Annotated in this window: 14 protein-coding genes and 2 pseudogenes; 7 read left to right on the forward strand and 9 right to left on the reverse strand. The window is 59.8% G+C overall.

Annotated elements, in window-relative coordinates; translation table 11 throughout:
- Positions 1 to 16 precede the first annotated feature (16 nt).
- The 4 genes from THISIDRAFT_RS03810 to THISIDRAFT_RS03825 all read right to left on the reverse strand — a co-directional run bounded on the left by THISIDRAFT_RS03810 (position 17) and on the right by THISIDRAFT_RS03825 (position 2,706).
- Positions 17 to 808, reverse strand: coding sequence for an IS5 family transposase (locus tag THISIDRAFT_RS03810; RefSeq protein ID WP_221913955.1), 792 nt, complete (start codon positions 806 to 808; stop codon positions 17 to 19).
- Positions 809 to 915: 107 nt separating this feature from the next.
- Positions 916 to 1,173, reverse strand: coding sequence for a 50S ribosomal protein L27 (gene rpmA / locus THISIDRAFT_RS03815; RefSeq protein WP_006788515.1), 258 nt, complete (start codon positions 1,171 to 1,173; stop codon positions 916 to 918).
- Between the two features lie 36 nt (positions 1,174 to 1,209).
- Positions 1,210 to 1,521, reverse strand: a complete 312-nt coding sequence (gene rplU, locus THISIDRAFT_RS03820) for a 50S ribosomal protein L21 (protein WP_006788514.1) — start codon at positions 1,519 to 1,521, stop codon at positions 1,210 to 1,212.
- Positions 1,522 to 1,722: 201 nt separating this feature from the next.
- Positions 1,723 to 2,706 (reverse strand): transposase, encoded by a 984-nt coding sequence (locus tag THISIDRAFT_RS03825; protein ID WP_221913956.1) that lies wholly within the window; start codon positions 2,704 to 2,706, stop codon positions 1,723 to 1,725.
- A gap of 222 nt (positions 2,707 to 2,928) precedes the next feature.
- Between THISIDRAFT_RS03825 and THISIDRAFT_RS03830 the strand changes: the two genes are divergently transcribed.
- From THISIDRAFT_RS03830 to THISIDRAFT_RS03840, 3 genes are all read left to right on the forward strand, one after another.
- Positions 2,929 to 3,603, forward strand: coding sequence for a Bax inhibitor-1/YccA family protein (locus THISIDRAFT_RS03830; protein ID WP_006788453.1), 675 nt, complete (start codon positions 2,929 to 2,931; stop codon positions 3,601 to 3,603).
- A 99-nt stretch (positions 3,604 to 3,702) separates the two neighbouring features.
- Complete coding sequence (locus tag THISIDRAFT_RS03835; RefSeq protein WP_006788452.1) at positions 3,703 to 4,671, forward strand: D-2-hydroxyacid dehydrogenase; 969 nt, start codon at positions 3,703 to 3,705, stop codon at positions 4,669 to 4,671.
- Positions 4,672 to 4,692: 21 nt separating this feature from the next.
- Entirely contained in the window at positions 4,693 to 5,811 is a 1,119-nt protein-coding gene (locus tag THISIDRAFT_RS03840; RefSeq protein WP_246585318.1) for an anhydro-N-acetylmuramic acid kinase, read from the forward strand.
- Positions 5,812 to 5,863: 52 nt separating this feature from the next.
- On the opposite strand, the gene THISIDRAFT_RS03845 is transcribed toward THISIDRAFT_RS03840, so the two are convergent.
- Positions 5,864 to 6,286, reverse strand: coding sequence for a sulfur globule family protein (locus tag THISIDRAFT_RS03845; protein ID WP_006788450.1), 423 nt, complete (start codon positions 6,284 to 6,286; stop codon positions 5,864 to 5,866).
- 228 nt (positions 6,287 to 6,514) lie between these two features.
- On the opposite strand from THISIDRAFT_RS03845, the gene THISIDRAFT_RS03850 reads away from it, so the two are divergent.
- Genes THISIDRAFT_RS03850 through orn form a run of 3 tightly spaced genes read left to right on the forward strand, consistent with a single transcriptional unit; the run spans position 6,515 to position 8,675 of the window.
- Positions 6,515 to 7,240: an LOG family protein gene (locus THISIDRAFT_RS03850; protein WP_006788449.1), complete on the forward strand. Its 726-nt coding sequence runs from the start codon at positions 6,515 to 6,517 to the stop codon at positions 7,238 to 7,240.
- A complete protein-coding gene (gene purU / locus THISIDRAFT_RS03855; protein WP_006788448.1) occupies positions 7,237 to 8,094 on the forward strand; it encodes a formyltetrahydrofolate deformylase in 858 nt (285 codons plus the stop codon). The genes THISIDRAFT_RS03850 and purU overlap by 4 nt, the downstream gene beginning before the upstream one ends.
- A 35-nt stretch (positions 8,095 to 8,129) precedes the next feature.
- Positions 8,130 to 8,675 carry an oligoribonuclease gene (gene orn, locus THISIDRAFT_RS03860; RefSeq protein WP_006788447.1) on the forward strand — a complete coding sequence of 182 codons (546 nt, stop codon included), beginning with the start codon at positions 8,130 to 8,132 and terminating at the stop codon, positions 8,673 to 8,675.
- 53 nt (positions 8,676 to 8,728) lie between these two features.
- On the opposite strand, the gene THISIDRAFT_RS03865 is transcribed toward orn, so the two are convergent.
- The 4 genes and pseudogenes from THISIDRAFT_RS03865 to THISIDRAFT_RS03880 all read right to left on the reverse strand — a co-directional run bounded on the left by THISIDRAFT_RS03865 (position 8,729) and on the right by THISIDRAFT_RS03880 (position 18,356).
- Entirely contained in the window at positions 8,729 to 12,712 is a 3,984-nt protein-coding gene (locus THISIDRAFT_RS03865; protein ID WP_006788446.1) for a response regulator, read from the reverse strand.
- Between the two features lie 4 nt (positions 12,713 to 12,716).
- Positions 12,717 to 15,173: a response regulator gene (locus tag THISIDRAFT_RS03870; RefSeq protein WP_006788445.1), complete on the reverse strand. Its 2,457-nt coding sequence runs from the start codon at positions 15,171 to 15,173 to the stop codon at positions 12,717 to 12,719.
- Between the two features lie 24 nt (positions 15,174 to 15,197).
- Positions 15,198 to 17,267, reverse strand: coding sequence for a PAS domain S-box protein (locus THISIDRAFT_RS03875; RefSeq protein WP_040853088.1), 2,070 nt, complete (start codon positions 17,265 to 17,267; stop codon positions 15,198 to 15,200).
- A 57-nt stretch (positions 17,268 to 17,324) separates the two neighbouring features.
- Positions 17,325 to 18,356 (reverse strand): annotated as a pseudogene (locus tag THISIDRAFT_RS03880) (HD-GYP domain-containing protein).
- 102 nt (positions 18,357 to 18,458) lie between these two features.
- On the opposite strand from THISIDRAFT_RS03880, the pseudogene THISIDRAFT_RS03885 reads away from it, so the two are divergent.
- Positions 18,459 to 18,946, forward strand: a pseudogene (locus tag THISIDRAFT_RS03885) (IS5 family transposase); the annotation flags it as partial.

Here is an 18,946-nt window from a genome sequence, read left to right on the forward strand (position 1 = left end):
TGCCCTAAGAACCTGTTCAAAGTCTCTTAAGCAAGATGCCCAGGAAGGCCAGGTGAATAAATGGTAAGCTGGTGTTGAGCGTGCGCTCAGCGTTTTTCCAAAGTCGCCGGTGCTTTTCCAGCCAGGCGAAGCTGCGCTCTACCACCCAGCGCGTGGGGATGACCTTGAAGGTATGCAATTCGCTGCGCTTGGCGATGTGTACGGTCACGTGCTCGCCCAGGGTCTTTTGCACGTGCTCGGCAAAGGGTCGGCCGGTATAGCCACCGTCGGCCAGCACGCTTGGCACACAACCCAACCCCGTCTTGCAGCGCGCCAAGGCTTGCACGGCGCCTTGGCGATCTGTGACCTCGGCTGTTGTCACCGCCACGGCATGGGGTAGACCTTGTGTATCCACCGCCACAGGGCGTTTGATGCCTGAAACCTTCTTGCCCGCATCATAACCTTTGTGTTCTGCGGTGTCTGCGTTCTTGACGCTTTGTGCGTCCACGATTAACCGCGTGGGACTGGCATTGCGCCCCTGTTTTTTGCGGGCTGCGCTCACCTGATTTTTTAAAGCCTGCTCCAGCAGGCTGCCGCCTTCGCGCGGCTCACTCCAGATCGTGAAAGAGTGATGCACTGTGCGCCATTTCGGATACTCGCTTGGCAAGGCTCGCCACTGACAACCCGTACCTAGCCGATACAGCACCGCACAGAATACATCGTACAGATCCACCCGCCGGGGGGCCGTCTTCTTGCGTCCACTTTCCAGTAAGGCACGAATCTGCTCGAACGGCTCTCGACGGAGGTCACTGGGATAGGTATGTCTCATCTTGCTATTGTCGGCTATTTTTAGATGACTTTGAACAGGTTCTCAGGCGCAAAAAAAACCCCGCAGCGCGGCGGGGTTTTAATCAGGCAAACGTAAAGTCGCGGATATCAGGCATTCACCACACTGATAAATTTGCGGTTTTTCGGACCTTTGACTTCAAAGCGCACATAGCCATCGGTGGTTGCAAACAGGGTGTAGTCTTTGCCACAGCCCACGTTTACGCCGGGGTGAAACTGGGTGCCACGCTGGCGCACGATGATATTGCCAGCCTTGACAAGCTGACCGCCGAAGCGCTTCACGCCCAGGCGTTTACTTTCTGAATCGCGGCCATTACGGGTACTGCCGCCTGCTTTCTTATGTGCCATGATTGCACCTGTAACAAATGATGAATGGCGAAAAGTCTAGCCGGAAATGGCGGTGATTTCGATCTCGGAAAAATCTTGACGATGCCCCATCTGCTTGCGATGGTGCTTGCGGCGGCGGAATTTGATAATCCGGATTTTGTCGCCACGCCCATGACGACGCACGGTAGCCGTTACCTTGCCGCCTTCGAGATAAGGTGCGCCTACACGCACATCCCCGCCACTGCCCAGCATGAGCACACGATCAATCTCAATATTGTCACCGGCTTGAGCATCAAGCTTCTCCACCCGGATAACATCTCCTTGAGCGACCCGATACTGCTTGCCGCCAGTTGCGATTACCGCATACATTATGTCGATCTCCAAAAATACATGTCTTGCGTAAGATACCAAGAAACGCGAAATTGTAGCAGTCAGCCCCGATACGGTCAAACAGGATTTTTTACCCCTCTTACCACCTATCAATTTACTCACGGGCACGAAAAGCCGGCAGCGGCAGGTCGTTTTGCAGACAGCGCATCAGGTAGCGCAAGCCACGTGTGAACCACGAAACTAGGCTGCGGGCGAGCTTGCGGAAGCTCCAGAGGTTCGGATCGTCCTGTGCTTGGGTTTTTTTTCGAGCGGGGTCGGAGGGTGGCACGCCTGTTCGCGCCCAATGCGCACACACCCATACATCGCCAAGGCCATGATCAACACCCGGCGTTCCAAACGATCCGCAGGGCGCAGGTGCGAATCCCCCAAGCCAAATCCTCGCCCCTTGAAGTCGGAGAACATCGGCTCGATGCCCCAGCGCGTGGCATAGTCCAGTACGCGCGCACGGGTCGAATCCGCATCCATGGCAATCATCCACGGCTCCGGATGACCGGATTCATGCACAATTCCCAGGTGGGTCACCACCCCAGAGGCGAACAGGCGCACACCCGGAAAATACGCTTCTCGCACACCCTTGGCCAAATCCCCGGTCGTGGTCTCCGCCACGCCGGTGTCCACCCGCAGATTCCCCTTCAAGCGCAACCGGTAGCCCCATTCGTGCGCATGCAACCACGCGAACAACGTCGCCGATGGGTAGAACCGATCCGCCAACAGCAGCACCCGCGCCCCAGCCGGCAGCCAAGCCAACACCGTCTCCAGGAGGGCTTTCTGGCCCGCACAGCCGATGTTCGCCGCGCCTTGCCTGGCCCACCAAACCAACGGCAACGCCCGCTCGCCCACGCGCAAGGCCAACACCAGCAACGCCATCCGATCCCCCAAATCGGTTTGATCCAGACTCAGGCACACCGTCTGATCGTGACGGGCCGCCTGCGCCAGTTCGGCCATCGCCAACGGCTGCATGATCTCGGTTGGACACACCAACGGGTTCTTCAGCAACCGTCTCAGCCACGGTTCGCGCATGTCTTGGCGCTCGGTCTCCAGCACCAGCACATGGCTCAACTCCACCGTGTTGGCGGTTTGCGCTTCGATCATCGCTCCGACGGCCAGCGACAGCTTCCTCACCACCGTCAGGCGCAGCCCCGGATGCGGCTTTGCGCAGTCCACGGGCCACTTCTTCTGCCAAGCGTTTGATGCTTCCCATGCCCTCCCCCATGACCTCAGTTCAGCCAACCCTCAAAGTTTGCCATAAAAGTGATAGGTGTCAAGGGCCATCGCCAAACGCACTGGTCAGGGTGCGCTGGATTCGGTATCCTAACCGCTGCCCATTTTCAATACGTCTGTCTGATGTCCATGCAGGCGATCTTTCATTTAGCGAGGTATATCACGATGCAGACCGAACCGCTACGCACACCGAATGTAGGCAGTGCCGTTGCCCAGACCATTAGCACCAATAAGGTGATTCGCAATACCTATCTGCTGTTGTCCATGACGCTAGCGTTTAGCGCGGTGATGGCGCTGGTGGCGTTGCTGACGGGGGCCAAGCCGGTGCATTGGCTGTTGATGTTGCTGGTGTTTATCGGTGGCCCCTTTGTGATCAACGCGGTGCGCAATAGTGTGTGGAGCCTGCCGCTGACCTTTTTGTTCACCGGCTTTATGGGCTATGTGCTGGGGCCGATTGTCGGCTTTTATCTGAGCGTGCCCAATGGCCCTGAGATTGTGATGAGTGCGCTGGGTACCACGGCAGTGATGTTTGTCGCGCTGTCAGGCTATGCGCTGGTCACGCGTAAGGATTTCAGCTTTTTGGGTGGCTTTGTATTCGTCGGCTTTCTGGTGATTCTTGCCGCCATCATTGCCAATATTTTCCTGCAGATTCCGGCCTTGTCGCTGGCCATCTCGGCGGCAGCGGTGTTGCTGGTGTCGGCGGCGATTTTATTTGATACCAGCCGCATGGTTCACGACGGTGAAACCAATTATGTGATGATGACGGTGTCGCTGTATGCCAATATCTATGTGATGTTTGTGCATCTGCTGAGCCTGTTTTATGCCCTGATGGGCGAGTGAATCGCGGCCTGTCTGGCGCATTGTGTATATGCGCATGGCGTTGTTATTTTTCCCAAGCCCCGCTATCTGGCGGGGCTTTTTGCGTTATGGAGCCTTTTTATGGTGCTTAAACAGGGGGTTTTTCTGGATCTGGAAACGGTTGATCCACGGGATCTGGATCTGCGCGCACTCCAGGGCGCGCTGGAGCAGTGGACCTTTCATGATTTCACCACACCTGCACAGCTGCATGAGCGTATTTGCAGCGCGCAGGTGCTGGTGACGAACAAGGTGGTGCTGGATGCGCAAGCCTTTGCGGCGGCAAAAGCCTTGCAACTGGTGTGCCTGACCGCCACCGGTACCAATAATGTCGATCTGGAGGCGGCCCGCCAGCATGGCGTGAGTGTGTGCAATGCCCGTGATTATGCAACCGCCTCCGTGGTGCAGCATGTGTTTGCCCTGATTCTGGCGTTGACCACCCAGCTACCGGCCTATACCCGTGACCTTGCGGCAGGTCGCTGGCAGGATAGCCGCCAGTTTTGCCTGCTGGATCATCCGATTCGTGAACTCAGCGCACAGCGTCTGGGGATCATCGGTTATGGGGTGCTTGGGCAGGCCACGGCGGCAATGGCTCGTGCCTGGGGGCTGGAGGTGCTGGTTGCCGAGAGCCTGCAAGGCCCTAAAGATCCTGCTATTGCGCGCTATCCCCTGGCGCAGGTGCTGGCAGAGGCCGATATTATCAGCCTGCACTGCCCGCTGACCCCGCAAACCCGGCATTTGATCGATGCCAAGGCCATCGGCCTGATGCGACCCGATGCCCTGCTGATCAATACCGCCCGTGGCGCCATTGTGGATGCGCAAGCCTTGGCGCAGGCCCTGCGCGAGGGGCGTCTTGGCGGTGCGGGGATTGATGTGCTGGATCAGGAACCCCCGCCAGCGGATCATCCATTGCTCGCCCCGGATATCCCGCGTCTGATTCTGACGCCGCATGTGGCGTGGGCAGCGCGTGAGGCCAGACAACGCCTGGTGGATCAGGTGGCGGAAACCATCCGCGCCTTTCTCCGGGGTACGCCGCGCCATCAGGTCAATTAGGGCCAGCCAATGACATCGTCTATGTACATCGGTTTATTATCCGGCACCAGCATGGATGCGGTGGATGCGGCGCTGGTTGAGATACACGGCGCCCAGCTGCGCTGTCTACAAACCCATGCCCAGCCTATTGATCCAGCCCTGCAGGCGCGGCTGCGCGCCTTGGCCGATCCGCAGTGTGCCTTGAATCTGGATGAATACGGCACGGTGGATGCCTTGCTGGGCGAGCGGTTTGCGCAGGCCGCGCTTAACTTGCTGGAAAAGGCGCAGCTTGAGCCTGCCGCCGTGCGGGCCATTGGCAGTCATGGGCAAACGGTACGCCACCGACCGGATACTGATCCACCCTTTACCCTGCAGATCGGCAATCCGCATCGGCTGGCACAGCGCACCGGTATTCTCACCGTGGCCGATTTTCGCACGCGAGATATGGCGGTGGGGGGGCAGGGCGCACCACTGGCCCCGGCCTTTCATCAGGCTTTTTTACGCAGCGCAACACATAGCCGGGCGGTGCTCAATATCGGCGGTATTGCCAACATCACGGTATTGCCACACGATCCGCAAAGCCCGGTCATCGGCTTTGATGCCGGTCCCGGCAACGCCTTGCTGGATGCCTGGATACGTCAACATCAGGCCCGGCCATACGATGCCGACGGCGCCTGGGCGCGCACGGGTCGGCTATTGCCCGAATTATTGGCGCGTCTGCTAAGCGATCCCTATTTTGCCCGCCCGGCCCCCAAGAGTACCGGCATTGAGTCCTTTCATCTGCACTGGCTTGCACCCCATCTTGCCGGTCAGCACTACCGCCCAGAGGATGTGCAGCGCACCCTGCTGGAGTTATCCGCCGTAAGCATTCAGCAGGCCATCCAGGCCACCTGCCCACCGTGTGCAGAGGTGTTGGTCTGTGGTGGCGGGGTGCATAATGGCTTTTTGCTGGCGCGTTTACAAAGTCTATTGCCTGCGCAGCGAGTACACAGCACCGCGCAGGCGGGACTGGAACCGGACTGGATTGAGGCGATGTGTTTTGCCTGGCTGGCACATCAACATCTGGAAGGCTTACCCGGCAATCTGCCCAGTGTCACGGGAGCCAGAGAGGCAGTGATTTTGGGGAGTTGTTATGAAGGGTCACGTCCGCGTGGCGGATGACCAGCGATGATGAGGTAGCGCTGTGGCGCTACCTCTAAGGCACGCAATGCCATCAATTCGATGGAGCTGCGGCGGCGGGGGCTTGCGGGGGTTGCTGGGCGGGATGGCCATAAAACGGCGCGGGATGGCCATAAAACGGCGCGGGATGCCCATAAAATGGCGCACCGTAGTGATAAGGACCATAGCCATAATACGGATGGCCGTAATAGGGATAATAATTCCCATAGCCACGACCCAGGCCGCTCCCACTGCCCCGGGCGCTGAAGTTAAAGCCCACATCACCCCACATATCGCCAAGGCCGAACCAATCGCCCCAGCCCCGATCCCAGCCGCGATAAGGATAGCCGTAGTACGGCCCATGATAAGGACCGCCCCAATAGCCCGGCCCATACCCCCACCAGGCGCTGGCCTGCATGGGTACTGACAGCGCCCCCACCAAGGTGGCGGCTGCAATGGCTTTGAGTATCTTGCGCATAAGCAAAGCTCCTGCAAAATCTGGATGGTTGAACATGTTCAAATGACCACGCTGTAAATGGCAACGTGACGATACCGCCGCAGCGATACCGGGAAAATAATATACCAATATTAGCAAGTATTCATAGAGCATTTTCAACAACCGGCGCGGGTGCTTTAATCTGGTGTACAAGCCCGGCGGGCACAGGTAGGATTCACCCCTTAATATCAACTTTTCTGGTAACTGCTTATGGATTCCCGCGCACGTTTTAATCACCCTGGCCTCAAACCCATTGATAATGCCACTCTGACCCGCGAAAGCTGGAAGATTTTCCAGATCATGGCCGAGTTTGTCGAAGGCTTTGAGCGCCTGGCCAGCATCAAGCCCTCGGTGAGTATCTTCGGCTCGGCACGGATTCGCCCGGACAACCCTATTTATCAGCTGGCCGAGGAGATTGCCCGGGGGCTGTCGGATGCCGGTTTTGCGGTGGTCAGCGGCGGCGGACCTGGGATTATGGAGGCCGCGAACAAAGGCGCCTTTGCCGGGAAATCCCCCAGCGTGGGCTTGAACATCAGCCTACCCAATGAGCAACACGCCAACGCCTATCAGGATGTCTCGCTGGTCTTTCATCACTTCTTTTCGCGCAAGGTGATGTTTGTCAAATACGCCTCGGCTTATGTGGTCTTGCCCGGCGGCTTTGGCACGCTGGATGAACTGGCGGAAATTCTGACCCTGGTGCAAACCGGCAAAGGGCGGGCGATTCCGATTATTCTGGTACATTCGCCGTTTTGGCAGGGGCTGCTGGAATGGTTTGAAGCCGTCTTGGTAAAAGAGGGCATGATCAGCGCTGAAGACCTTGCACTATATAGCGTCGTGGACAGCGCCCAGGAAGCGGTGGATGCGATCTTTAATTATTATGAGGCGCGTGGCTTTGAGCCCACCGCAGAAGAAAAAGAAAAACTGATTCATCTATGAGCCGCCACAGTTATCGTTTGATTGTTTCGTGTCGCGACCGGGTGGGGATTGTCGCGGCAGTCAGTGGCTTTTTAGCCCAGCATGGCGGCTGGATCACCGAGGCCGCCCAGCACTCTGACACCAGCACCGGCTGGTTTTTCATGCGCTATGAGATTCGCGCCGATTCGCTGCCCTTTGATATCGACGGCCTGCGCCAGGCCTTTTTGCCCATTGCCGAGGAATTTGCCATGCACTGGCAAATCACCGATGCGCTAAAGCCCAAGCGGGTGGTATTGATGGTCAGTCGGCTGGATCATTGCCTGACCGATCTGCTCTACCGCTGGCGTTCGCAAGAGATGTTTTGTGAAATTCCCTGCGTGATCTCCAACCACCCCGACCTGCAAGACTATGTGAGCTGGCACGGAATTCCCTATATCGAGGTGCCGGTGGATCCGCATGACAAGGGGCCAGCCTTTGCCCGCATCATGCAGATCATCGACCAGCAGCAGGCGGATGTGATTGTGCTGGCGCGCTATATGCAGATTCTGCCCCCGGAGATGTGTCAGCATTATGCCGGGCGGGTGATCAACATCCATCACAGCTTCCTGCCCTCGTTTGTCGGCGCCAAGCCCTATCACAAGGCCCATGAGCGCGGCGTCAAGCTGATCGGCGCGACCTGCCATTATGTGACCGAGGCCCTGGATGCCGGCCCGATCATTGAGCAAGATGTGATCCGCGTGCGCCATGACGACACCCCGGAGGATCTGGTACGTTTCGGGCGGGATGTGGAGCGTGCGGTATTGGCGCGGGGCTTACGCTATCATCTGGAAGATCGCGTGCTGATTCATGGCAATAAGACCATCATCTTTGACTAGGCGCTTGCCTGACTGAACAAGGACTAAGGAAATACATGAAGCCAAACCCTGACAATCTGATCTGGATTGATCTGGAAATGACCGGTCTGGACACGCTAAGCGATTATATTATCGAACTGGCCACCGTCGTTACCGACAAAGAACTCAATATCCTGGCCGAAGGCCCGGTGATTGCTGTTCATCAAAGCGAGCATATTTTGGCGCGGATGGATGACTGGAATCGCACCACGCACACTCGCTCCGGGTTGGTCGAGCGGGTCAAATTCAGCCTGCATGACGAAGTGCAGGCCGAGCAGGAAACCATGAAATTCTTGCGTCAATACGTTCCGCCCAAAACCTCACCGATGTGTGGCAACAGCATCTGTCAGGACCGGCGTTTTCTGGCGCGCTGTATGCCTGAGCTGGAGGCCTTTTTTCATTATCGCAATCTGGATGTCAGTACCTTAAAGGAACTGGCCAAGCGCTGGGCGCCGGAGGTCGCCAAGGCACTCAATAAAGAGTCCACGCACGAGGCGATGCAAGACATCCGCGACTCCATTAACGAATTGCGCTACTACCGCAAGCATTTCATTAAGGTTTAAGCGGCGGCGCGACGTAAACTGTTGCGTAAGCGTCTGAATTTGCGCGATGAATATTAGCGCAGATATGTTTCCATCTGATCCAGTGCCACCAGGGCAGCTTCAAAGTCATAGTTTTCCACGGCTCTGGCGACGGGGCGCAGGCAGTCAGCGGCGCGGGTGTTGGCGAGTTGCGCCGACAGACTGGCGATCACCTCTGTGGCCTCGGTGTCGTCATCGGCAAGCAAGGCGCGCAGGCGGGTCATCTCAGGTTTTAGGGCTGAGAGGTCAATGGCCGGAGCCACACGCGGCACTTCTGCGGGCTGTTTGAGCTGCGCCAGTCCGTCCAGCACCGGTTCGAGCACGGCGAGGGTGGCCTTGAGCAGCGACTCAATGCGGTCGGAGGGCTGACCAGATTGGCAGGCAGCTTCCAGTTCCGCCGCCGCTGCGCGCACTTGCTCGGCGCCAATGTTGGCGGCAACGCCTTTCAGCGTATGCGCGCAGCGGGTGGCAGCTTCCGGGTCCTGATCAAGACGGGCAAGCGCAGCGGCGAAATCGTCGGCAAAGCGCGCCTGGCTGTCACGAAAGCGCCGCAATAAGCGCAGGTAAAGCGCCTGGTGGCCTTGGGCGATGCTCAGTCCAGTTTGGGTATCAATGCCGGGCAGCGCGGGCAGGCAGGAATCAACGCCCATGGACAGCAACGCCTTGTCTCTCTCTTGTATTCGTGTTGAGGGGTGTTCATGGGTGGCGGCTTTTTCATCGACCTCGATCCAGCGCGCCATGGCAGTGAGCATTTCGCGCACCTTGACCGGCTTGCCGATATGGTCATTCATACCCGCCGCCAGCGCCTTTTCGCGGTCACCGGCCATGACATTGGCGGTCATAGCCAGTACCGGCAGGTCGCGCCAGCGGGGATCGGCGCGAATGGCGCGGGCGGCCTGGTAGCCATCCATCACCGGCATCTGGCAGTCCATCAGTACGCCGTCAAAGCGCTGTGCTTGCAGCAGTTCAAGGGCTTCGCGGCCATTGTTGGCGACGCTGGCGCTCATGCCATTGGTGGTCAGCAACTCCAGCGCCAGCTCCTGGTTAATCGGGTTGTCTTCCACCAGCAGGATATGTGCGCCGCACAGCTTGGCCAATGCCTCGGCGGTTTCTCCCTGCAGATCAGCCGCACGGGTGTCGGGCACCAGGGCGTGGACCATGGCAAGCAACATCGCATCGAGCAGGGTGGAGGGCGTGACCGGCTTGGTCAGGAAGCCCGCCAGGTCTAAATCATCCGCCGCACGCAGCGCCTCATCGCGGCCATAGGCAGTGACCATGATCACCGTCGGTGCCTGGGTAATGAGGTGGTCGCGGGCAATGGCACGCGCAGTATCGAGCCCATCCATACCGGGCATTTTCCAGTCCATTAGCACCAGATCGAAGGCTTGCTCTTGCGCGGCGGTTTCCAGTCGATCGATGGCCTCAGCGCCGCTGGCGGCTTGGGCGACCTGAAAGCCGAAGGCCGTGAGCATACTGCTGAGCACTTCGCGGGCGCTGGGGCTGTCATCCACCACCAAGACGCGCAGCGCGGGTAACACCCCGCTACGTGGGCGCCGCTGCGAAGCGTGCCCACGCTGCTTGCCGAGCCGCACCGTGAAATGAAAGGTACTGCCCACCCCGAGCGCGCTTTCGACCCAAATCTTCCCGTCCATCAGTGCGGTCAGCCGCTTGCAGATGGCTAGACCTAAGCCGGTGCCGCCGTATTTGCGCGTGGTGGAGCTGTCGGCCTGCGTGAAGGACTGGAATAGGCGTTGTTGCTGTCCGGACGACAGACCGATGCCGGTGTCGCGCACCGAGAAGTGCAGCCGCACTGCTGTGGGGCTGTCCTCGGCCACCACAGCGCGGATGAGGATTTCCCCGCCGGGATCAGTGAACTTCACGGCGTTGTTGCCAAGATTGGTCAACACCTGGCCGAGCCGCAGCGCATCTCCGATCAGTGCGGTCGGCAGTTCTGGCGACAGGTCGAACAGCAATTCCAGCCCCTTTTCCCCAGCCTTGAGACCCACCAGATTGGCGAGGTTATCGAATACATCCTCCAGACGAAAAGGGCTCTGCTCGATGTCGAGTTTGCCGGCCTCGATCTTGGAAAAATCCAGAATATCGTTCAGCAGGCCGAGCAGTGACTCCGCCGAGCGATGCGCTTTTTCGATGTAATTGCGCTGCTTGGGGCTGAGGTCGGTTTGCAGCGCCAGATGCGACATGCCGAGGATGGCGTTCATCGGCGTGCGGATTTCGTGGCTCATATTGGCGAGAAAGTCCGATTTGGCGCGGGTCGCCTCCTCAGCGGCATCACGGGCGTGTAACAGCTCGGCCTCGGCGGCTTTGCGCGCGCTGATGTCTTCAAAAAACGCGATGAACCATTCTTCTTCGCCCGCGAGATGCAGATAGACGGTGACCTCCGCCCGGTAGATGGAGCCGTCCTTGCGGCGATGCTGGGTCTGGATTTTCAGCCGCTCGCGACTGGTTCGTAATGTGGCGGCGATGCCTTTGAGATCGTCCGGGCTGAACTCGAGATTGATGTCGCTGGTGGTGAGCTTGAGTATTTCCTCGCGGCGGTAGCCGAGCTGACGACAGGTCTCATCATTGGCGTAGAGAAACTGGCCAGTCTCGGCGCTGTTCCACGCAATGCCCATACCGACCCGATCCATGGCGAGCTGATTGCAGGCGAGGCGGTCGTGGGCTTCCTTCAAGGCAGCAGTGCGCTTGGTGACCAGCGATTCCAGTTCCTGCCGATAGCGTGTCAGTTCCACTTCAGCTTGCTGTTGTTCGGTGATGTCCAGCGCGATGCTGTCCCAGAGCGTCGTCCTATCTGGGGTGCGGCGCGGGCGTGAGCGCACCAGCATCCAGCGTTGCTCGCCATCGGCGCGGGTGAGCGGCAGCCGCGCGGAAAAATCTGTCAGCATGGCGGCACTGTGGGCTTGCGCGGCGAGGTAGTCCGCGAGGATATCCGTCGATAAGTGCGCGAGCAGTGGGCTGGCGTCCTGGTACAGTTGCGCTGCGCGTAAGCCGAGGATGCGCTCCGCCCCGGCGCTGACATAGCGAAAACGCGGCTGGTCGTTGACCACCTCGAACTGATAGATGAAACCATGAGGCAGGTTATCACCGAGCGAGCGCAATTGAGTCTCGCGCTCGTGCAGCGCAGTGGTGCGCATGGCGACGGCGCGGCGCAGTGACAGAATCCACAGACCGCCCAGTATCAACAGTAGCCCCAGCGCGCTGACCACCTCCAGCGCATAGGTGGTCAGCGTGCTGAAATCGAGCGGCGTTTCAAGCCACTTGCGCTGCAGCGCGGCGAGGTCGGCCTCCGGAATGGCAGCCATGCCCTGCTCGACCTGATCAAGCAAGGCTTGCTGGCCGATGCGCACCGCCCGGTGGAACTCACCCTGATAGAGGTCGAAGGCTTTTACAAATCGCCGATGGGCATTCTGTTGATAGAGATAATAATTGGCCGGGTACTCGTCCATGCAGAAGACTTTGATCTCGCCCGCATCGGCGGCTTCAATCACCGCCCGGTAATTGTCGTAGCGCGTCAAACTATGGATGCCGTTGCGTTCAAGCCATTCGATGCAGGCATCCCCCCTCATGATGCCGATCTGGAAACCCTGCAAGGATTCCACCCGGGTCAGACCACCGATGGCGGTGTCGCGGTAGATGGCCACCGGCAGGGTCGCGTAGGCCGCAGAGAAGGTATAGAGCCGCTCACGCTGTGGGGTCTTGAAGATGTTTTCGATGACATCTGCCTCACCATCGAGCAGCCGCCGCTGTGCCTCTTCCCAACGCGGCGCCTCCAGTTCCACCGCTACGCCAGTGACCCGCGACCAGAGCTGCCACAGATCGGCCAGATACCCATCTGGCTCGCCAACGGCATTGAGAAACAGATAGGGCGGGTAGTTTTCATCGCCGACCACGCGCAGCACACCATTCTCGGCAAGCCTCACCTCATCAGCCAGTAAGGGCAGCGCGAGCAGCCAGGACAGAATGACGAGCGCAAGCCCGCCTAAGCGAAAAGATTGATGCATGACATTATGAAGACATCTGATCCAGCGCCTCCAGCGCAGCTTCAAAATTATAAGTCGCTACAGCTTTGGCCACTGGGCGCAGGGCGACGGCGAGCGGGTGGGTGCCCAATTGCCGGGAAAGATCGGCGATGAAGACGCTGGCCTCGGTGTCATCGTCGCTCAGCAACTCACGCAGGCGTTGCAGTGCGCGGGTGATCGCCTCGGGGTCGAGGGTGTTGCTTGGCGTAGCCTCCGGCTCGGCGGTGGCGAGCTGATCAAGCTGCGCCAGTCCGTTCAGCACCGGTTTAAGCGCGGCAAGTGTGGCCTGAAGATGCGTCTCGATAAGCTTTGAATCAGCGCCATCGCGGCAGGCGGCTTCCAATGCGGCTGCCGCTTCGCGCACGCCTTCGGCGCCAATGTTAGCAGCAACGCCTTTGAGCGTGTGGGCGCAGCGGGTAGCGGCCTCCGGGTCTTGCTCAAGACTGGCAAGCGCAGCAGCGAAGTCATCGGCAAAGTGCGCCTGGCTGTCGCAAAAGCGCATGAGCAGGCGGCGATAGAGCGCCTGATGGCCTTGGGCGATGCTCAGTCCCGTTTGGGTGTCGATGCCGGGCAGCGCAGACAACCACGACTCAACACCCGTGGACAGCAATGCCTTGTCTTGTTCTTCCTCTTTTCTCGGTATTGATGGGTGTTCATGCGTGGTTGCTTTCTCCTTGACGGCAATCCAGCACGCCATGGTGGCAAGCATTTCGCGCACCTTGACCGGCTTGCCGATATGATCGTTCATGCCAGCGGCGATGGCCCGCTCACGATCACCGGTCATGACATTGGCGGTCATGGCCAGTACCGGCAGGTCGCCCCAAGCGGGGTTCTGGCGAATGGCGCGGGTGGCGGTGTAGCCGTCCATGACCGGCATCTGGCAGTCCATCAGCACACCGTCGAAGGTCTGCTCGGCAAGCAGTTCCAGTGCCTCCTGGCCGTTGTTGGCCACCGCGACCCGTATGCCGTTACTGGTCAGCAGTTCCAGTGCGAGCTCCTGGTTGATGGCGTTGTCCTCGACCAGCAAAATGCGTGCGCCGCGCAGCTGCGCCACGGCCTCGGCGGTACTGTCCTGGCGCTCACTGCGGCGATGGTGGGTGACCGCCTGGTGACCGAGCGCGGTGAGGATGGCATCGAGCAGGGTCGAGGGCACCACCGGCTTGGTCAAAAAGCCTGCCACTTGCAGTCCATCGGCGGCGCGCTGGGCCTCATCGCGACCATAGGCGGTGACCATGATGACCGTGGGCGCTTTGAGCAACAGATGATCATGCTGGATGGTGCGGGTGGTGGCGAGTCCGTCCATGCCGGGCATCTTCCAATCCATCAGCACCAGCTCGAAGGGCGTACCGTCTTGCTCGGCCTGCGCCAGCCGTGCGATGGCCTGCGCGCCGCTGGCGGCCTCTTCGAGGTAAAAACCAAAGGCTGTCAGCATGGCACCAAGTACCTCGCGCGCGCTCTGGTTGTCATCGACCACCAGGATGCGCAATGCGGGCAGTGCCTCGGGGCGCTGGCGACGCGCTGAGGGTAAACCCGTCTGCTTGCCAAAACGGGCGGTGAAGTGAAAGGTGCTGCCCGCGCCCAGGGCGCTCTCGACCCAAATCTGCCCATCCATCAGCGCAGTCAGCCGCTTACAGATCGCCAGCCCCAGACCGCTGCCGCCATAGCGGCGGGTGGTGGAGCTGTCGGCCTGGGTGAAGGATTGGAACAGCCGCTGCTGCTGCTCCGGCGAGAGGCCAATGCCGCTATCGCGCACGGCGAAGTGCAGGGTGACGAAGTGAGGCGATTCTTCAAAAACTGTCACCCGCACCAGCACCTCGCCGCCGGGCTCGGTGAATTTCACCGCATTGTTGCCCAGATTGATCAGCACCTGACCTAAGCGCAGGGCATCGCCGATCAGCGCGGTGGGTAACGCCTGGTGGGTATCGAACAGCAGCTCCAGGCCCTTTTCCTCGGCTTTGAGACCGACCAGATTGGCAAGGTTGTCGAGCACATCCTCCAGGCGAAACTCGGCAGATTCCATGTCGAGCTTGCCGGCCTCGATTTTGGAAAAATCCAGAATATCGTTGATGATGCCCAGCAACGCCTCGGCGGAGCGGTGTACCTTGTCGATGTAATTGCGCTGCTTGGGGGTGAGGTCGGTTTGCAGCGCCAGATGCGACATGCCGAGGATGGCGTTCATCGGCGTGCGAATCTCGTGGCTCATATTGGCGAGAAAGTCCGACTTGGCGCGGGTCGCCTCCTCGGCGGCATCGCACGCGTGCGCCAGCGCCAGCTCGGCCTGCTTGCGTTCGCTGATGTCGAGCAGCCAGCCGAGAATACCCGGCTCGCCCTGGTAGTCGAGGCGCACGAAGTTAGCCAGCATCACACGCTCACTGCCATCGGGCAGGCGCATCTCGACCTCGAAATTGCGTACCTCGCCGTCGCCTTCAAGTTGTGCGAGCATTTGTTCACGCCGCGCCGGGTCGGTTTAGATAGTGCGCACCGAATCGCCAATGGCGCGCGCGAAGGTCTCATAGAAGCTGCGATTGGTGAAGCGAATCACGCCCGCGACGGTGATCGCGGCGCTCAGCGGGCTGGAGTCGAGAATTTCCTGCAACTGCGCGCGCACGGCGTGCAGCGTGCGTTGAACACTGACTCGCTCGGCAATATCCTTGAACACCAGCACCGCGCCAATGCGCTTGCCGTGCTTGTGCACCGGTACCACTACATACTCGACCAGCAGCGCCGAACCGTCCTGTCGCCAGAGGATGTCTTCATTTACTTCGCGTCTTTGTCCGTCAACCAAGGTGCGGTTCATCGGGCAGTCGGCTTGATGGAATAGGCTGCCATCTGCGCGACGACTGTGTATGGTCTGATGCAGGGGCCGGCTGATCAGTTCGGCGGCACGATAGCCAAGCAATTCAGCAGCGGCGCGATTACAGAAGGTGACACCACCGTGCATGTCCAGCCCGATAATGCCCTCGCCGGCAGAATCGAGAATCAGCGCATTGTGCTCACGCGCGCTGGCAATCTCCGCCTCCGCTCGGCGCAGCTCGGTGCGGTCATAGGCGGCGCCGTCGATGCGCAGCGGCAGCCCCTGCGCATCGAGCACGGTGTTGCCGCGCGTGGCGATGTAATGCTCGCTGCCATCGGGCCAGCGCACGCGATACTCAATATTGAGCGCACACTCGCCGCGCAGCGCGGCGGCAAAGGCGGCCTCCACCGCCGGGCGATCCTCGGGATGTAGCCTGGCCAAGCCTGCTTGTACGGAGGCGGGCTGATCCTCGGGCAGTCCCAGCAGTAGCGCAAAGCGTGCATCCCAGTGCCAGGTGTTGGTGCGCAAATCGCCGCTCCACAGGCCCAAACCGGCAGCATCGAGGGCCAGATTGCGCGCTGTTTCGGCGGCGCGCAACGCCGACTCGGCGTGCTTGGTGGCGGTCAGGTCTTGCGCCATGCCGACAAAATGGCTGATCTGCCCGGCCTCATCGCTAACCGGCGCAATGGACAGCGATGTCCAGTAGGTTTCGCCGTTTTTGCGTCGATTGCACAGTTCGCCGTGCCAGGTGTGACCGGCGAGGATAGTCGCCCACAGGTCTTGATAAGTTTCCGGCGGCGTGTTGTCGCTTTTGAGCAGCCGTGGATTCTCGCCCAGTGCCTCAGCGGCGCTGTAGCCCGTGACCTGGCTAAAGGTGGGATTGACGTGCTCAATGCGCCCGTCGCGGTCAGTGACCACAATGCACAGCGGGTTTTGTTCCACCGCCTGCACATATTTGCGCAATTCGCGGGTGCGTGTGGCAACGAGTTGATCAAGTCGCACGCGGGCGCGGCGACCGAAAGAGAGTAGCGCAGCAGTAAGCCCCAAGGCGAGCAGGATGACACCCAGCAACGCGCCCAGCACGGGATCGCGCAGGGCGCGATATGGCTCCAGCGCCTCGGCCAGATCCATCTCAGTCGCCAAGCCCAGCCCGAGGGACTCCGACCAGGTCCAGGCACCGATGACCGGCACGCCGCGATAGTCGAGATACCCCATGGTATCAACGCCGCTTTTGCCCAACAGCGCGGAGGCAGCCATGCGGGTGAGCGACCCATCGGGGGCATAGACTGGGGCGAAGCGCGATGGGGTCAGCACGGTACCGTCGCGATCAAAGGCATAGGTCTCGCCCGTTTTGCCAATACGACCGATGCGGGTGAACTGACCGAGTTCTTGTTGCAGACCTGGCAAGGCAAGAACATGTCCATCTGCGGTGCTCATTGGCGTGATGCGCTCAAGCTCGTGCAGATGGTTGTCGTGCCAAATCTGCATCGCCTGTTCGACCGAGGCGTTGATGGATTGCAGGGTCTCACCGAGATGGCCACGCACTTCCTGCTCGATCTGGTGCAGCCCGTGCATGGCCAGCGTCAGCGCCAGCGCCAGAAACAGCCCGACCAGCGTAAAGCTGATCAGTCGCGGTCGGCGGCGATCCTGTGGCGTGGCGGTACCGGGATTTAACTGGCGCAACAGCAAGGTGACCAGCACCGCACCCAAGCCAAGCGCGGGCAGCCAGATCAGCAGCGTCATCAGCGAAAGTGAGATCATGGCGGCAAGGGGCGAGAGATCGCTATATGGTGCGATCTTTCAGACCCCTGCCTCAGTCTCAGCATAGCGTTTTTGAATCGCCAGCACCTCGGGCAGTATCTCCAGAAATGCCGGGATCAGGGCGGGGTCGAAATGGCTGCCTGCCGACTCCTTGAGCAATGCCAGGGCGCGCTCCACCGGCCAGGCCGGCTTGTAGGGGCGCACCGAGGTCAGGGCATCGAACACATCCGCCACGGCAACGATGCGCCCGACGCGGGGAATGTCCGTACCAGCGAGTCCGTGCGGATAGCCGCTGCCATCCCATTTTTCATGGTGAGTCAGCGCCAACACCCGCGCCATCTCCAGCAGTTCAGCGTCGCCCGGGTCGCCAATGATGTCAGTGCCAATCTGTGAGTGCGTGCGCATGATGTCCCATTACTCGGCAGTGAGCTTGCCGGGCTTTTGCAAGATGCTGTCAGGAATGCCGATTTTGCCGATGTCGTGCATCGGCGCGGCATTGAGCAGCAGCTCGGCATGGTGCTCATCCATGCCAATCGCTCGCCCGAGCAGCTGCGCATAGTGGCTCATGCGGATCACATGCAGGCCGGTTTCGTTATCCTTATATTCTGCCGCCCGCCCCAAGCGACGGATGATCGCCAATCGCGTCTCGTGCAACTGCGCGATCTGGATGCGCACCTTGGCGTCAAGTTCGCGATTCTGATCATGCAGTGCAAGCTGGGTGCGCACCCGCGCTTTCACGATGGGTGGGCAGATGGGCTTGGCGATATAATCCACCGCCCCCATTTGCAAACCGCGAATCTCGTCCTCAACGGTCATTTTGGCGGTGATGAAAATGATCGGCAGATGTCGGGTGGTAAAGTCGGCTTTAAGCTGGCGACACACCTCCAGCCCGTCCATGCCCGGCATCATGATGTCGAGCAGCACCATGTCCGGTGGCTCGGAAGAGCGGGCAATGCGCAGCGCCTTCTCACCGCGTGTTGCGGCTTTAATTTGATAATCGTCTTTCAGGCAGTCAACGAGCAGGTCGATATTGGCAGGTTCATCATCGACAACAAGAATCGTCTGTTTCATGATTTATGGCTCCGTAAACAGCACAGAATAGACGCTTAGAGGCTGTTTGGAAATTAATCGCGTAATGGCTTAACCTACGATTTTTTCTAGGAAGTGGCCCACATGCCCCAGAAATGCAGCAAGAAGATTCGCAAAAAAACGCTACCCGAGTCACCTCAGCGACGGCGCCTGGAAGGCGATCAAGCCGCTGTTGCCGAGCGCCCCGGTCGGGCGCCCTCGTAAGCTCAGCATGCGCCAAGTCATCAATGCGATCATCTATGTCCTGCAGACGGGCTGCCAGTGGCGTCAGCTGCCGCACGACTTTCCTGCCTGGTCGGCAGTGTACTATGACTTCAATCGCTGGCGGCGCGATGGAACCTGGCAGCGTCTTCATGACAGGCTACGCGCTCGGCTACGGCAACGCCACGGGCGTCACAAGCATCCAAGCGCCGGGTGTCTGGACAGCCAAAGCGTCAAGACCACGGCGATCCCTGGCGAGCGCGGCTATGACGCCGGCAAGAAGATCAAGGGCCGCAAACGCCATCTTCTGGTCGATACCCTGGGGCTGGTGCTGGCCGTCGTTGTCACCGCCGCCAGCGTGCAAGACCGTG

This window comes from Thiorhodospira sibirica ATCC 700588 (assembly GCF_000227725.2).
Classification (GTDB): Bacteria; Pseudomonadota; Gammaproteobacteria; order Ectothiorhodospirales; family Ectothiorhodospiraceae; genus Thiorhodospira; species Thiorhodospira sibirica.